The 14996-nt window shown below is 56.4% G+C and carries 17 protein-coding genes; 13 read left to right on the plus strand and 4 right to left on the minus strand.

What is annotated here, in order from left to right:
- Nucleotides 1-17 precede the first annotated feature (17 nt).
- The 4 genes from HEQ34_RS00800 to msrB all read left to right on the plus strand — a co-directional run bounded on the left by HEQ34_RS00800 (nucleotide 18) and on the right by msrB (nucleotide 4087).
- Nucleotides 18-950 carry an ATP-binding cassette domain-containing protein gene (locus tag HEQ34_RS00800; RefSeq protein WP_296196120.1) on the plus strand — a complete coding sequence of 311 codons (933 nt, stop codon included), beginning with the start codon at nucleotides 18-20 and terminating at the stop codon, nucleotides 948-950.
- Complete coding sequence (locus HEQ34_RS00805; protein ID WP_296196123.1) at nucleotides 947-2173, plus strand: ABC transporter permease; 1227 nt, start codon at nucleotides 947-949, stop codon at nucleotides 2171-2173. The genes HEQ34_RS00800 and HEQ34_RS00805 overlap by 4 nt, the downstream gene beginning before the upstream one ends.
- Nucleotides 2174-2263: 90 nt before the next feature.
- On the plus strand, nucleotides 2264-3544 hold the full coding sequence (locus HEQ34_RS00810) for a cytochrome P450 (protein ID WP_296196126.1): 1281 nt from the start codon (nucleotides 2264-2266) through the stop codon (nucleotides 3542-3544).
- A gap of 60 nt (nucleotides 3545-3604) precedes the next feature.
- On the plus strand, nucleotides 3605-4087 hold the full coding sequence (gene msrB, locus HEQ34_RS00815; RefSeq protein WP_296196130.1) for a peptide-methionine (R)-S-oxide reductase MsrB: 483 nt from the start codon (nucleotides 3605-3607) through the stop codon (nucleotides 4085-4087).
- A 27-nt stretch (nucleotides 4088-4114) separates the two neighbouring features.
- Here msrB and HEQ34_RS00820 read toward each other — a convergent pair whose 3' ends face one another.
- The gene (locus HEQ34_RS00820) at nucleotides 4115-4768 is read right to left on the minus strand and encodes an ankyrin repeat domain-containing protein (protein ID WP_296196134.1); all 654 of its coding nucleotides are present in this window, start codon (nucleotides 4766-4768) and stop codon (nucleotides 4115-4117) included.
- 56 nt (nucleotides 4769-4824) lie between these two features.
- On the opposite strand from HEQ34_RS00820, the gene HEQ34_RS00825 reads away from it, so the two are divergent.
- From HEQ34_RS00825 to HEQ34_RS00835, 3 genes are read left to right on the plus strand one after another with little or no spacing between them, the layout of a single operon-like run.
- Entirely contained in the window at nucleotides 4825-5445 is a 621-nt protein-coding gene (locus HEQ34_RS00825; RefSeq protein ID WP_296196136.1) for an SCO family protein, read from the plus strand.
- A gap of 1 nt (nucleotide 5446) precedes the next feature.
- Complete coding sequence (locus HEQ34_RS00830) at nucleotides 5447-5881, plus strand: YcgN family cysteine cluster protein (protein ID WP_296196137.1); 435 nt, start codon at nucleotides 5447-5449, stop codon at nucleotides 5879-5881.
- Nucleotides 5838-6572 (plus strand): SprT family zinc-dependent metalloprotease, encoded by a 735-nt coding sequence (locus tag HEQ34_RS00835; RefSeq protein ID WP_296196138.1) that lies wholly within the window; start codon nucleotides 5838-5840, stop codon nucleotides 6570-6572. Before HEQ34_RS00830 ends, HEQ34_RS00835 begins: the two co-directional genes overlap by 44 nt.
- 57 nt (nucleotides 6573-6629) lie before the next feature.
- Here the strand turns inward: HEQ34_RS00835 and HEQ34_RS00840 are convergent, their stop codons facing one another.
- On the minus strand, nucleotides 6630-7292 hold the full coding sequence (locus HEQ34_RS00840; protein ID WP_296196140.1) for a hypothetical protein: 663 nt from the start codon (nucleotides 7290-7292) through the stop codon (nucleotides 6630-6632).
- Nucleotides 7293-7386: 94 nt separating this feature from the next.
- A complete protein-coding gene (gene purD / locus HEQ34_RS00845) occupies nucleotides 7387-8667 on the minus strand; it encodes a phosphoribosylamine--glycine ligase (protein ID WP_296196141.1) in 1281 nt (426 codons plus the stop codon).
- On the opposite strand from purD, the gene xseA reads away from it, so the two are divergent.
- The 3 genes from xseA to HEQ34_RS00860 are packed head-to-tail and all read left to right on the plus strand — an operon-like array spanning nucleotide 8666 to nucleotide 11194.
- Nucleotides 8666-10075, plus strand: coding sequence for an exodeoxyribonuclease VII large subunit (gene xseA, locus HEQ34_RS00850; protein WP_296196144.1), 1410 nt, complete (start codon nucleotides 8666-8668; stop codon nucleotides 10073-10075). The genes purD and xseA overlap by 2 nt on opposite strands.
- A gap of 44 nt (nucleotides 10076-10119) precedes the next feature.
- Nucleotides 10120-10323, plus strand: coding sequence for a DUF2093 domain-containing protein (locus tag HEQ34_RS00855; RefSeq protein WP_296196564.1), 204 nt, complete (start codon nucleotides 10120-10122; stop codon nucleotides 10321-10323).
- 4 nt (nucleotides 10324-10327) lie between these two features.
- Entirely contained in the window at nucleotides 10328-11194 is an 867-nt protein-coding gene (locus HEQ34_RS00860) for a M23 family metallopeptidase (RefSeq protein WP_296196146.1), read from the plus strand.
- A gap of 182 nt (nucleotides 11195-11376) precedes the next feature.
- Here HEQ34_RS00860 and HEQ34_RS00865 read toward each other — a convergent pair whose 3' ends face one another.
- A complete protein-coding gene (locus HEQ34_RS00865; RefSeq protein WP_296196149.1) occupies nucleotides 11377-12159 on the minus strand; it encodes a response regulator in 783 nt (260 codons plus the stop codon).
- 135 nt (nucleotides 12160-12294) lie between these two features.
- On the opposite strand from HEQ34_RS00865, the gene HEQ34_RS00870 reads away from it, so the two are divergent.
- The 3 genes from HEQ34_RS00870 to HEQ34_RS00880 all read left to right on the plus strand — a co-directional run bounded on the left by HEQ34_RS00870 (nucleotide 12295) and on the right by HEQ34_RS00880 (nucleotide 14918).
- The gene (locus tag HEQ34_RS00870) at nucleotides 12295-12549 is read left to right on the plus strand and encodes a NepR family anti-sigma factor (protein WP_296196151.1); all 255 of its coding nucleotides are present in this window, start codon (nucleotides 12295-12297) and stop codon (nucleotides 12547-12549) included.
- Nucleotides 12546-13160: a sigma-70 family RNA polymerase sigma factor gene (locus HEQ34_RS00875; protein WP_296196153.1), complete on the plus strand. Its 615-nt coding sequence runs from the start codon at nucleotides 12546-12548 to the stop codon at nucleotides 13158-13160. Before HEQ34_RS00870 ends, HEQ34_RS00875 begins: the two co-directional genes overlap by 4 nt.
- 66 nt (nucleotides 13161-13226) lie before the next feature.
- The gene (locus tag HEQ34_RS00880) at nucleotides 13227-14918 is read left to right on the plus strand and encodes a histidine kinase dimerization/phosphoacceptor domain -containing protein (RefSeq protein ID WP_296196155.1); all 1692 of its coding nucleotides are present in this window, start codon (nucleotides 13227-13229) and stop codon (nucleotides 14916-14918) included.
- The last annotated feature ends 78 nt before the right edge of the window (nucleotides 14919-14996 follow it).

Here is a 14996-nt window from a genome sequence, read left to right on the forward strand (position 1 = left end):
CTCCAGGGCACATCAAAATGTATGCAATAGAGGCAAAAGGCCTAGTAAAGCAATTCGACGGCTTTCGCGCGGTCGATGGTGTGGACTTGAAAATTCCCGAAGGTAGCATTTTTGGCATTTTGGGACCAAATGGCGCGGGCAAAACAACCATGCTGCGGACCTTGCTTGGCATCATTGATCCCGACGCTGGAACGCGGACCTTGCTTGGCGCCGACCGCCCCATCTTACAGTCGCGTAACGTGGGCTATTTGCCCGAAGAACGCGGGCTTTACCAATCGATGCGCGCCGTTGACACTATTGCTTTCATGGGGGCGCTACGCGGCCTTTCGCTCAAGGAAGGCACGAGAAAAGGCCGCGCCTTGCTCGAAGAAGCTGGCCTTGGTTACGCCGCAGACCGGCAAATCCGGCAGCTGTCTAAAGGTATGGCGCAGACGGTGCAGTTGATGGGCACCATCGTCCATGACCCGAAGCTGATTGTTCTCGATGAACCTTTTTCCGGGCTTGATGCCCTAAATCAAGCGAAGCTCGAAAAAATGATCCGTGCCCAGGCTGACAAAGGCGTTACCGTTATTTTCTCCACCCATGTCATCGCCCATGCCGAACGCTTGTGCGAACGCATCGCGATTATTGCAAAGGGCAAGATCAGCTTTGACGGGCTGGTGTCGGAGGCCCGTGACCGTTTGCGTCCGCAAGTGCATTTGGAAACCGAAACACTTGATGGCCCGTGGCGCTCGGCTCTGCCAGCGCGGACAAAGGCAGAAGGGCATCATTGGCACTTCACCTTGCCTGAAACAGGCGTGGAGCCCCTACTGACTGCCTTGGTCGAGGGCAAAGCGGGCATCCGGTCGCTATCCATTGAACGGCCTGGCCTGCACGATGCCTTCGTCGCGATTGCAGGCGAAGATGTGGCCGCCGAAATGGATGGGGCCGCCATGGGAGACGCAAAATGAGCGAGACTTTCCGCGCCGCCTTCGTCATTGCCCGCCGCGATTTTATCGCGATTGTCTATTCCAAGGCGTTCATCTTCTTTCTGCTGGGTCCCTTATTACCGGTGCTGGTCGGCTTCGCGGCAGGCAATTTGGGTGAGCAGATGGCGCGGGACGTGTCGCGGCCCTCTGTCGCTGTCGCGCTTACTACAGCTGATGCTGACAAGCTTTTGGCCGCGCGCGCTGCGTTGTCCAAAACATTTGGCGATGGTTATTTTGCCGATATGAAAATCGTCGGCGACGGAGCCGCAGAGCAGATACGGCCCCAAGAATATCTCCGCAAAAAAGCGGATAATTTTAGCGTGGTGGTCACAGGGACGCTGGCGAAACCCATCATAACAGGAACCGCAAGCAGCATCGAACGGCAACGCGCCGACATTGAGCTTCTTGCCGGTTACGCGTCTAGCGGCGGCAGTGTACAACTGCCCACAGCCACGCCTGATATCGTTGCCGAAAGCGCCAATAATGACAAGCAACTACGAACCATCACCGGGCAAATCGGTCAGGCGCTGATATTCTTCCTCACAACATTGCTGGCGGGCATGGTGCTGTCCAATCTGGTCGAGGAAAAATCGAACAAGATTATCGAAATTTTGGCTGCGTCGATCCCGATGGAATCGGTGTTTCTGGGCAAGCTGGTTGCCATGCTCGCCATGGCATTGGTTGGCATCACCATGTGGTCCATTATTGGCTTGATTGGCTTTGTGGCCATTGATCCTAATGTGCCGAGCATTCCGACGCCAGCGGTCGGATGGCCGACATTTGTGGCGCTATGCTTCACCTATTTCATCATGGCTTATATGATGTTTGGTGCCTTATTCCTTGGTATTGGCGCAATGGCGTCAACGGTGCGCGAGGTACAGACGATTTCGACGCCAGTCACCATGGCGCAAATGGTGAATTTTTTCTTCGCCGCCTACGCGCTGACCAAGACTGGCGAACCCATAGAAATATTTGCGGCCGTCTTTCCGTTCAGTTCGCCCTTCGCGATGATCGGGCGCGCTGCGCTTGAGCCAACATTATGGCATCATGGCGTAGCGATTATCGGCCAACTGTTATTCGCGGTGCTGCTGCTGCGCCTTGGCGTATATCTGTTCAAGAAAAACGTCATGAAGTCCGGAAACGCTGGCCGCGCCGAGGATGGCGGCAAGCGCAAGCTTTGGGGGCTGATGAAAATTTCCCGATAACACCCTACATAACAATTAAGTTGCGGTTCGAAACTGGATTGACATTTTTGTAAGTAGTGGCACTTTCCTTGGTGAGAGGAGTCGAAAAAAATGGCCACTGCCCCGATATTTGAAAGCGATTCGCTACCCTATGAGATCAATCAGGCACCGCACCGTTGGGATGTAACCAAAGCCGATATTTACCTTGAGGATCGTTGGCATCCTATATTCAAGGAAATGCGGGAAAAGGCCCCGATTAACAAAATCGAAGGCTCCGATTTCGGTAGCTATTGGAATGTCACCACGCTGAAAGCGATCCAGCATGTTGAGGCATTGCCAGATATTTACTCGTCTTCATTTGAACATGGCGGCATCACGCTGATCGACGACAACGCGCTCGCCGAACCCATTCCGGAAGACGAAAAAGTCGTCATGCCAATGTTCATCGCGATGGACCGGCCCAAGCATACCGAGGAACGCCGCGTCATCGCGCCAGCATTTACGCCGGGCGAAATGGACCGCATGTCCGGCGACATCCGCCGCCGCACGGCGGAGTTACTGGATTCGTTACCCGTTGGCCAAACATTTGACTGGGTTGATCTGGTTTCGATCGAACTGACGACGCAAATGCTTGCCTTGCTATTCGATTTCCCTTGGGAAGACCGCCGCAAACTGACCGAATGGTCCGATTGGGCTGGTGACGTCGAATTGTTCCGCACCGAAGAAACCCGCAAAGCGCGGCTCGCCAAAATGTTCGAAATGGGCGCCTATTTCCAGAATCTCTGGAACGAGCGCAAAAATAAGGGTGAGGCCCCTGACCTAATCAGCCGGATGATCCATTCGCCGATGAAGGACATGGCCCCGTTGGAATATATGGGTAACCTCATCTTGCTGATCGTCGGCGGTAACGACACGACACGCAATTCCATGTCGGGCTATGTTTATGGCCTACATAGCTTCCAAGATGAACGAGAGAGACTGGAAAAGAACCCTGCCTTCATCACCAACGCCGTCAGCGAAATCATCCGCTGGCAGACGCCGCTGGCGCATATGCGGCGGACCGCGACGCAGGACCATGACCTGTTCGGAGCGCCAATCAAGGCGGGCGACAAGATCGGCATGTGGTATCTGTCTGCCAATCGCGACGAAAGCGTGTTTGAAAATCCGAACAAGTTGATCGTTGACCGCGAAAATGCCCGGCGGCAATTGGCGTTCGGCTATGGCATCCACCGCTGCGTCGGTGCGCGGCTTGCCGAACTGCAAATCCGCATCCTACTCGAGGAAATGGCCGTGCGCCGCCTGCGGCCGAACGTGGTTGCAGAGCCAGAACGCGTCGCCGGTTGCTTTGTCCATGGCTATCGCAAGATGGATGTGGAGCTGTCGCGTTATTGATATGAAACTTTTTGGGCGACCGCAGCGTATGTACTGCAAGGGCTTTTAAAGGAAAATGTCATGCAACTGAGCAAGCGCCAACTTTTGTCCTTCTTGAGTGCAGGCGCGGCTGCGTTCGTCTTGGGCTGTGGCCGCGGTGCGACCGCCAAGGCGCGCTTTGCCGTCAGCTACAGCGACGCCGAGTGGAAGAAACGGCTGTCGCCAGCGGCGTATCGCATATTGCGCCAAGAGGACACCGAGCGGCCCTATAGCAGCGCGCTGAACAACGAAAAGCGCAAGGGCACTTATGTCTGTGCTGGCTGCAATAAGCGGCTGTTTTCGTCGGCCACAAAGTTCGAAAGCGGTACAGGCTGGCCGAGCTTTTACACGCCATTGGCAGGCGGAATTGGTACAAAAACCGACTATAAAATTGGTTTGCCACGGACAGAAGTGCACTGCGCGCAATGTGGCGGGCATCTTGGGCATGTCTTTGATGACGGGCCTAAGCCCACCGGCAAACGCTATTGCATGAACGGTGCCGCCATGACGTTCGTGCCCGGCTGATTCAGTCGGATGGGATCGCGAAGCGCTTCATTTTGGCCCTTCAATGCCCGAAAAGTCCAGTTCAGCAGGCTTTGATGCGGCATCTGCTTTGCCATGACTTTCAATGATGGCCGCAATTTCCGACGCACGGCCATCCTGCTTGGCATAATCGCGCGCCGAATATCCGGCACGGCTGTCGGATTTATCCGGGTTGGCCCCTGCCTTTAACAAGGCCCGCACGGCGTCTATATTACGGAGTTGGACGGCCAGAATGAGCGCCGTTTCACCCGCTCGATTGCTTTGGTCGACCTGCGCTTTTCTGCGGGTAAGCACGTCTATACCCTCCACATAGCCCAGTTGCGTGGCGAGCATTAAAGGGGTCGTACCTTTTTTGTCGGCCAAGTTCGGATTGGCACCCTTTTGCAGCAAATAGCCGAGCCACGTCGAATCGCGGCGCTGGATCACGATATGCAAAGCGGTTTCACCAGACGTAATATCGCGCGTATTGATGATGACCGAGCCGGGTTCTGCCAGAAACTTTTCGGCATCCTCACCTTTGCGGTCTTTAACCGCTTTCAGGAAATTATAGCTGTCCGAAAACTGCGCCATGGCAGCTGGCGCAACTACGCCGCTGGTTACTGGCAAGATGAGACCAGCCGCTGCGGCGAGAAAAAATGTCTTTTTCAACAGAATCTGTCCCATATTTATGTCCATTATCCTTGTATACTCCGCCTTAGCAGACCATGACTGGCCTCGCTATGAACAAAACATCACTTTTTGCCGCATCCGCCCTTCTGCTCTTATCCGCATGTGACTCTGGCCCCGCGCAACTGCCGCTGAGCGAAGCACCGCTGGCGGGGGCCACGATCGGAGGCGATTTTCTGCTGACCGATCAGGATGGCCAAAAGCGCAGTTTTAAGGAATTCGACGGTTCCTATCGGATCGTCTATTTCGGCTATACCTATTGCCCCGACATCTGCACGCCCGATATGCAGAACCTCATGGCTGGCCTGAAATCTTTTGAGAAAAAATACCCTGATTTGGCGGCCAAGATCCAACCGATTTTCATTACCATTGATCCCGCGCGCGATACGAGTGCGGTGCTGAAACAGTTTGTCGGTGCCTTTCATCCGCGCGCTATCGGTCTGACCGGCACAGATTCAGAAATTGCCGACGCCGCCAAGAAATTCGCCATCTACTCCAGCAAGGTCGACGGCAGCTCGCCGGAAAATTACCTGATAAGCCACAGCCAGACGCCCTATTTGATGGGGCCAAAGGGTGAACCATTAGCGATCATGCCAGCCGATGTCCCGAACACCGCCGCCAATGAAGGCGCGCCTGCCCTCGTAGAGGCGGAACTGGCCAAATGGGTCCGTTGATGTGACCAAAGTTCCCTTTTGGGAGGCGCCGTTAGATAGCCTGGATCGCGCGCAGTGGGAGGCCTTGTGCGACGGGTGCGGCAAATGTTGCCTCAACAAGGTGGAGGACGAAGATACCGGCCGCATCTATCCCACTAATGTCGCCTGCAAATTGCTTGACCTGCAAACCTGTCAATGTTCGGATTATCGCGGGCGCAGGGCCATCGTGCCGGAGTGTCTGCGGCTCACACCCAACAAAATCGATGATTATGTCTGGCTGCCGTCAACATGCGCTTATGTGCTCCGTGCGGCAGACAAGCCTTTACCCAAATGGCATTATTTGGTCAGCGGAGATCGCCAGACGATACATCATGCTGGCATGTCGGTGAAAAATAGGGCTATATCGGAACTGCATGCTGGACCGCTTGAAAACCATATTGTCGAAAAGCCTCTCTGATCCCACTGTGGTAATCGAAGGCGAGCGCCTACCCGTGCGCATCCACCGGAACAGCCGCGCAAAGCGCATTTCCATGCGTGCCGATGCCATCAAACGCGAAATCCGGATTACGATGCCGCATTACACCCCCACCAATATCGCGCTCGATTTTGTCGATAAGAAGCGGGAGTGGATTGCCACGCGGTTGAACAGCGTGGCGCAGGCCGCCCCCATCGCCCCAGGCAGCGACATTGCGGTCGAAGGTGAGGGCCATGTCATCGAATGGCGCGAGGAATGGCCGCGCAGCGTCCAGTGTGATGAGGGCCGACTGCGTCTTGGTGGCCCGGCATCGTCGGTTGAAGCGCGCATCCTGCGTTGGTTGAAAGCCGAAGCGCGCGCCATATTTACTAAGGAAATCGCATTTTATTGCGCCAAGGCAAATGCGCCAGTCCCGCGCCTGTCGCTTGGTGATCCACGGAGCCGTTGGGGCAGTTGCTCAAGCCATGGCACTATTTCGCTTAGCTGGCGACTGATCATGGCCCCCGTCTATGTGCGCCGCTCCGTCATCGCGCATGAAGTCGCGCACATCCGCCATATGAACCATAGCGCCGATTTTTATGCGTGGCTCGACACGTTGTACGAAGGCAACCGCAAGGCCGCGGACCAATGGCTCAAAATGCATGGGACCGGGTTGCAGCGCGTCGGCAGATAGGGATAGCGCGCAAGCGGTGCCGGTTACCCAGCGCGCCCGTTCCGTCGGTTTATATATTCAACCCTTGGCACCACTTCCCAGCGCGCCATATTTTTGTTCAAAACCGGCAATGTCCCCTGCCGCAAGCAATTGGGCTTGGTCGATCCAGTTGTCCCGTGTGATCCGGCCAGCAAAGGCGCCAAGCTTGGCATCTATGTCCGCCACGTCAGCAGCGGTCCAGTTGGCGACCTGCGCAAAGCTGGTTACGCCAAGGCCCTTGAGCAGATTGTTGACCTTGGGGCCCAAGCCCTTGATCAGCTCAAGATTGTCAGGGATTGATGATGTTGGAGCAAGTTTTGCGGCCTTTGCCTTTGGCGCTTTCTCCGCCTTTGCTTTTTCTACTTTCTCTGCTTTCGCTTTTGGTGCTTTCTCCGCTTTTGCCTTTTCAACAACAGGCTTGGCCGCAGCTTTTGGCGCAGCGGTTTTGGGCGCGGCTGCTTTTCTCGTTGCAGCGGTCTTCACCGGAGCCTTAGCTTTGGCAGTCTTCGCCGCTGGCAAAGCGGCCTGAACAAGCGGCGCGACTGGCGCCACTGGCGGTGCAAGAACAGCCGCAGGAGACGGCAATATGTCTTTAGGCGCGCTGTCCGTTTTCTTCTTCACGCCGCCCAGCGAAAGCAGCCACCACAATAAAATAGCAGCGATCAAAACCGCACCGATGATAATGATTAGATTGTTGGACAATGCTTTCCTCCCTGGAATCCCAAAAAACAGGACGTTCAATTACGCAATAACATGGACGCGTGAAACCATGAAGCCGCCAAATGAATATTGCAGGTTAATCCGTGCCGGATGCTGCTTCACGCGCCACTTCGCGCCAGCCAATGTCTCTGCGGCAGAAACCGCCTGGAAAATCGATGCTGTCCAATGCGGCATAGGCGACGGCTTGCGCGTGCGTTACGGTATCGCCGGTTGCGGTAACGTTGAGCACGCGACCACCGCTGGCGACCAATTGGCCGCCGACTTCAGCCGTGCCCGCATGGAATATCTTTGCATCCTTCACATCCGCAAGGTGAATGACACCGCCTTTTTCCGGCAAAGCCGGATAGCCATTTGCCGCCATGACAATTGTTAACGCCGCTTGGCGCGAAAATGCCGGAGCCGCAGCTTGCGCAAGCGTCCCTGTCGCAACCGCCAGCATCAAAGCGGCCAGATCGCCCTCAAAACGGGTCATCAACACCTGGCATTCAGGGTCCCCAAAACGGGCATTATATTCAATAAGCTTTGGCCCCTCGTCGGTGAGCATCAGCCCTGCAAACAGGACACCCGAATAGGGCATGTCGTTCGCCGCCATATAGGCGACCGTCGGCCGAATGATACGGTCCATGACGTGCGCTTGCAGTGCATCGGTTAGCACAAAGGCGGGCGAATACGCACCCATGCCGCCGGTGTTGGGGCCCGTATCGCCATCGCCCACGCGCTTATGGTCTTGCGCGGAGCCAAAGGCGACAACATCACGGCCATCGGTCAGTGCGAAAAAGCTCGCTTCTTCGCCCGTCATAAATTCTTCGATCACGACAGATGCACCAGCATCCCCAAAACCGCCACCGAACATATCGTCGATCGCGGCCTCCGCCTCCGCCCGTGTTTCGGCAATAATCACACCTTTGCCCGCCGCCAGGCCGTCCGCTTTGATCACATAAGGCGCTTCGAACACATCTAGGCCAGCCATGGCCGATGCCTTGCTGTCATATCGGGCATAGCCAGCGGTCGGAATGCCAGCGGCGGCGCACATATCCTTGGTGAAGCCCTTTGACCCTTCCAATTGCGCGGCTTTTTGATTGGGGCCAAAGACCGGAATGCCTGCATCGCGCAAGCTGTCGCCCAAGCCGCTGACCAACGGCGCTTCGGGTCCGACCACCACTAGGCCGATATCATGGCCCGCGCAAAAGGCGATGACCGCGGCGTGATCAGCGATATGGATATCCACCAGTTCTGCCTCTTGCGCGATCCCGGGATTGCCCGGCGCGGCAAAGAGTGTATCGCAGTTTGGCGATTGCGCGAGCTTCCACGCCAGCGCATGTTCGCGACCGCCCGAACCGATGAGCAAGATATTCATGTCCGCAAATGACCCCTTTGAAACTGCCGACCCACAGGTCGCTCGCCTGTTAGCCGAGGAGCGGCCCGGCGACAATGCCCAGGCGATGAGCGTGTCGGAACTGTCGCTTGCCCTGAAACGCACCGTTGAGGACCGATTCGGCCATGTCCGCGTGCGCGGGGAGATTTCGGGGTTCAAGCGCGCGGCGTCGGGGCATATCTATTTTTGCCTGAAAGATGATAACGCACGGCTCGACGCGGTGATGTGGAAAGGCGGCGCGGCCCGGCTGCCCTTCGCGCCGGAGGATGGGCTTGAGGTTGTCGCCACAGGCAAGCTCACCACTTATGCGGGCCGCTCCAATTATCAGATCGTCGTCGATAGCCTTGAGGTGGCAGGCGAAGGCGCGATGATGCTTTTGTTTGAAAAGCTGAAAGCGCGCCTTGCAGCAGAAGGGCTGTTTGCGCCCGAACGTAAGAAGAAACTGCCGGCACTGCCCCGCGTTATCGGTGTGGTTACATCGCCCACGGGCGCAGTCATCCGCGACATCTTACACCGGCTGGCCGACCGCTTCCCAACACATGTCATCATCTGGCCCGTATTGGTGCAAGGCGAAGGATCGGCGGCACAAATATCGCGGGCAGTGAACGGATTTTCCGCGATGCCGCAAGATGGCCCGGCCACGCGCCCCGACCTTGTGATTGTCGCGCGCGGTGGCGGGTCGATTGAGGACCTATGGGCATTTAACGATGAAGCCGTGGTCCGCGCAGTCGCCAATTGTACGATACCGATTATCTCGGCGGTAGGGCATGAAACTGATACCACCTTGTGCGACTTCGCGGCTGATCTGCGTGCGCCAACGCCGACGGCTGCCGCCGAAATTGCGGTGCCGGTGCGCAGCGATCTGTTACAACGCGTCGGCCAATTGGGCCTGCGCATCGCGAACATAGTGCGCAAGCGGGTGGACCTGGCGGCGGAACGGCTTGAGGCGCAACGCCGACTGATGCCGCGTTTGTCCGACCTTGCCGCGCCGCACCAGTTACGCACCGATGATCTTGCCGAACGCCTGCGCCAGTCGCTGCGCACGCGCGTCGGCAAGGCGGAGATCGCCTATTCCGGGCCAGCGATGATGCTGCATCCGCGCCTTTTGACCCGCCGTGTCGAACAAGGGCAGCAACGGCTGGATGCGCTGACCCGGCTTGCCGGTAGCCTGCATCCCGAAGCCCCGCTGAAGCGCGGTTTTGCCCGCGTAACCGATGCAGACGGCAAAACCATTATGTCGCGGGCCGCAGCGGTGAAGGCGGGCGACGTGACCCTGCGGTTCGTCGATGGCGAAGTCCGCAGCGTCGTCAACGGCTCTGCTCCGCCGCGATCCTCGACGCCCAAACCCAACATACCAACGGTTAATCAGGGCAATCTGTTCGACGGCTGAAGCGACGCATTGCCCATTGCGCGTCGATGCGCCATAATGCAGCCATGCTGATGTCTTCCAAAAACAAAGTCGCCCGCCTGCATTATATGGCCAATAGCTTCCGTCTACTGACCGCAGGCGACCATGTCGTGTGCGCGGTGACTGGGCAGGCCATTGCGCTGGAAGAGCTGCGTTACTGGAGCGTCGTTAAGCAGGAGCCGTATGTGAGCGCAGAGGCATCCACCCGCGCGGCATTGACCAAAGGCTGAACGGTTGGCGGGCATAAGCCGGGTTTTGCGCGCAACCATCCCGGCTTTGATCGGTCTTGCCTTTGCGGTGGCACCAGTTTCCGCGCAGCCGCAGGTTCCTTCCCAAACAAACCCGGCCGAGTTCTGGATGTCCGGCACTGCTGTGCAAGGCGGCCTTGTCATCGGCCGCGCGCCCAAGGGGGCAAGCAGCGTATTTTTAAACGACGCGGCGGTAGAGCTTAGTCCGGACGGGTTCTTCCTGATCGGTTTTGACCGTGACGCACCGATGGAGGCAAGGCTGGTCGCGATGCTGGCCGATGGCAGCAAGATGGAGCGCAATATCGCCGTCGCTCCGGGCAATTGGCGCATCGAACATGTTGCCGCAAACATCACCGGCGGCGCGACAAGCTCCGCCGAATTTCAGGCCCGGCGCAGCGCGGAGCTCGCACGGATTACGGCAGCGCGCGCCGTCCGCAGCAATAGTGCAGGCTGGCGGCAAACATTCATCCGCCCCGTATCGGGCCGCATATCGGGGCTATTTGGCGCGCAGCGCATTTATAACGGCACGCCGGGCAGCTATCATAATGGCATGGACATCGCCGCTGCCCAAGGCCAGGATTTCGTCGCGCCAGCCGACGGCGTAGTAACCCTTGCCGCTAATGATGCCTTCACTTTGGAGGGCCATTTGCTGATGATCGACCATGGCATGGGGTTGAACAGTGCATTTTTACACGCGTCCGAATTATTGGTCAAAGAAGGCGACCTTGTGCGCCAAGGCCAAGTCATTGGCCGCGTCGGCGCCACGGGCAGAGCCAGCGGGCCGCATGTGCACTGGGGCATGAGATGGAACAGCGCCCGGATTGATCCGAAGTTATTGTTGCCATCCAATTGACGCGGCTTGATCGATGGATCGGGAAACAAAAGGAAACACCCCGGCGTTTAGGCCGGGGTGTTAGGTCGCTGGCCTAGAAGGGGGGGCGGCCATCTGGTCAACATTTGCTTTTACCCATTTGTTGACTTGGAAATATTGTTTCGAAAAGCAAACTATAGTGTCGAGACATTGTTCCCAAAAAATTATGCAGCCTTTGAACTCATGTCGACATCCCGGTGCATCAGCAACGCCTGACCAATGGTGGCGATGACAGTTTCCGGTTCAAAAGGCTTGGTGATCAGATAGGTCGGCTCGGGACGTTCGCCGGTAAGCAGGCGTTCGGGAAAGGCTGTAATGAAGATCACAGGCACCGTCTGTTCAGACAATATGTCTTTAACGGCATCAATGCCACTTGAACCATCGGCAAGGCTGATATCGGCCAGTATAAGCTCTGGCCGTTCGTCACGCGCCTTGGCCACAGCTTCTGCCCGGGTGCGCACAATGGCGATTGTTTCATGGCCGAGGCTTTCTACAATCTGCTTAATGTGCAGCGCGATGATCGATTCATCTTCAATGATGAGCACGCGCGCAGACAGTGCATCTTCGATCGCACTGCGTGCCGCCTGAACATGTTGGCGCACATCGTCTTGGCTCATGCCCAAAATCACGCCCACATCGGCGAAAGTAAAACCTTCAACCGTGGCCAGCAGCAAGCTTTGTCGGCGCTTTACCGGGAATTGCGCGATCACACCGCTGCGCCCGCGCGATTCGAGTGGCGCAATCATTTCGCTGTTCCAGATCCGATGAAATGTTTTGAACAGCTCGGTTTTGGCCGGAGCTTTTTCATCCCATTCTTCAGGAGCTTCCAATAACGCTTCCAATGTTTCGCGCACGGCCGCGTCACCCAGTGATTGTGACCCGGTCAGTGCCCGTGCATAACGCCTAAGATATGGCAATTGTGATGCCAGTTGCTGTCTGAATGACATAATTGCTCCCTTTGCTAGCGAAACTAATACGTTCGAACTGCAATTTTGTTCCCGCTTGATGGAACAATATCATCTTTAATTGCTTAATTGCCTATGATAAAAAATCTTCGCCTGCCCGAATTGTGGTATTGAGCCATGGGTATAACGACAGAAAATGGTCAGCCTGGGTCCGACACGTTGCCGGGCGTTTGGAATGACGGAGGGGGTCAATTGGCTATCAATAAAGGCAAGCGGCAAGCGGGGGAAGCAATGGACCCGGAATTTGATTCACTCACTGCGGCGTTACGCCAGATGCATGACAGCATTGCCAATGAACCTGTCCCTGACGACTTTCTTGACCTTCTGGACCAAATCGATGCCAAAATATCGGCCTCCAAGAAAATATCGTGAGCGCCTTGCCGGTGGAATCGCGTCCTATATCTGAAAAGCGCGATGCATCCGATGATTTTCGAGCGCAGATGGTCGCGCTCATCCCATCTTTGCGTGCTTTTGCACGCGGACTATGCGGCAATCGGGAACTTGCGGACGATCTTGCGCAAGAGGCTATGATGCGGGCATGGGCCGCGCATGCAAGCTTTACCCCTGGAACCAATTTCCGGGCGTGGATGTTCATGATATTGCGCAATCAGTTTTATACAACGATGCGGAAAAATTCGCGGATGACGAGTTGGGACCCCGAGGCCGCCGAACGGCTGCTGGTGGAGGCGCCGCCGCAGCAACACCACATCCACATGAGCGATGTTGAAAAGGCGTTACAAAAGCTGCCCGCTGAACAACGCGAGATACTGATGCTGGTAGGCGCAGGCGGTGCCAGCTACGAAGAGGCAGCGGTTATTACGGGCTGCGCCATCGGTACGGTCAAAAGCAGGCTAGCGCGCGGCCGCGTGGCATTAGCAGCGTTGATTAACGGTCCCGACGAAGCCGTCTTGAAGAAGCCCGCCAGATCAAAGCCGGTTCGGAGCACATTGCCCAAGCACCCTGACCCCATGCCGAGCATTTGAGTGTGAAGTTACCATCCGCCCGGGATTAGGCCGTAGACACAAGAATACCACCTTCGAGGCACCAAAATGGCATTTTTGCGACCAATGACCATGCGACGCGGGCTTATTCTGGTCGTGTTCGCCGCATTGCTGCCTGTGGCTGTTGCAAGCTTTATCCAAGGCATGTCGACTTTGGAAAATACGCGAAAATTGGCCTTTGATCGGTTGAAAGGAACGGCAAGCGCGGTTGCCGAACGGCAACGCGACCCGTTTGTAATTGCACAGCATCTGTTGCTCGCGCACACAACGAACAGTGATGTCATCCGCATGACCGATGATTGCGATTCTGCGTTGCGCATATCTTTAAGCAATTATCCGCCCGTTACTAATATAGCCCGAACAGCAGCAGATGGCACGGTGCGCTGCTCTGCCATGCCGCTTTCCAAGCCCGTTAATATTGCGAACGAAGGTTGGTGGCAACGCGGGGTCAGTGCGAATGGTATGACCATTACAAAGGCGCCCATTTTCGCGACCATAGCCCAAAGGAATGTCTTGTTCCTTATCCTGCCGTTGCGCACCGCCGATGGTCAATCGGACGGCACAATCACTGCGGCCATTGACGTAAAATATCTACGCGACGGGTTGCGCCAAGCCGCGCGCGGCGGCGCGGGGGCGTTAGCGATTGTGACCCGCGACGGCATGAATGTGGCCAGTGGCGACCGGCCGCTGCCCTTTTCGCCCGACGTCACAGCGCGCCAGAACCAACCCGTCGAGATCCGCGATAGCAAGGGTAGATTATGGATTTACACGCTGCATAAGCTCTACAGTTCTGACCTGTTTGTCGTCTATGCAGAACCGCGAGATACATTAATGGCAGCGGCGGTGTCGCAAGTGCGCGCCAGTATCTTGTTACCTTTGATTTCCATATTGCTTGCATCCATTGCCATCTGGGTCGGAACCAATCGTTTGGCCTTGATATGGTTGCGCGAATTGCGGATTGTTTCGAGGCGCTTCGCCCAAGGTGATTTCACAGGTGACCGCCACAAATTTGATAGTGCGCCCCAAGAAATAGCCGCATTTAGCGCAGATTTGCACAGCATGGCCGACGTCATCGACCGCCGTAATACCGATCTGACGCAAGCGTTGGAGGCCAAAACGCTGCTGACGCGTGAAGTGCACCATCGGGTCAAAAACAACCTGCAGATCATCAACAGCCTGCTGACATTGCAATCGGGCCGTGTGCGTGAAGGCCCCGCGAAGGAGGTGTTGGCACAAACCCGTGCGCGGATAAATGCTTTGGCGCTAATCCACCGGCTTTTGTACGAAAGAGATAATGGCTATGAACGCGGCGAAGTGCCGATCAATAGCCTCCTGGCTGAACTATGCGCGCAGTTGCGCGGTGCGAGCCGGTCAATGACTCAAGTCCAGTTGATCTGCCACGCAAGCAATGTCCCGGTTCCCATCGAATATGCCGTACCATTGACTCTGTTCGTGGTTGAAGCGGTCACCAATGCCTTTCGCCATGCATTCCCCAAGGGCATGCGTGGAGCAATCATCCTTCGCTTCGATCTGGATGGCGAGAGTGCCATTTTGGACATTTCGGACAATGGACAAGGGTATGTTGTCAGCGACGAAGCCGCACAAATGGGCACGGAATTGATGCGCGGATTTGCCACCCAAGTAGACGGCAAGCTGTCGATATCAAGCAGCGAGGGGAACGGGACAAAAGTCGCGTTGAGTTTCCCGCTGCCAAATACGCCGGCAGCTTCGACACTTTAGCGCCTGGGGTCAGGACGTAGGGTCAGCATGAAAAAGGGCCCGCCGGTTACCCGACGAGCCCTGATTACGACACGAAGA

The organism is Sphingorhabdus sp. (genome assembly GCF_023910635.1).
GTDB lineage: Bacteria > Pseudomonadota > Alphaproteobacteria > Sphingomonadales > Sphingomonadaceae > Sphingorhabdus_B.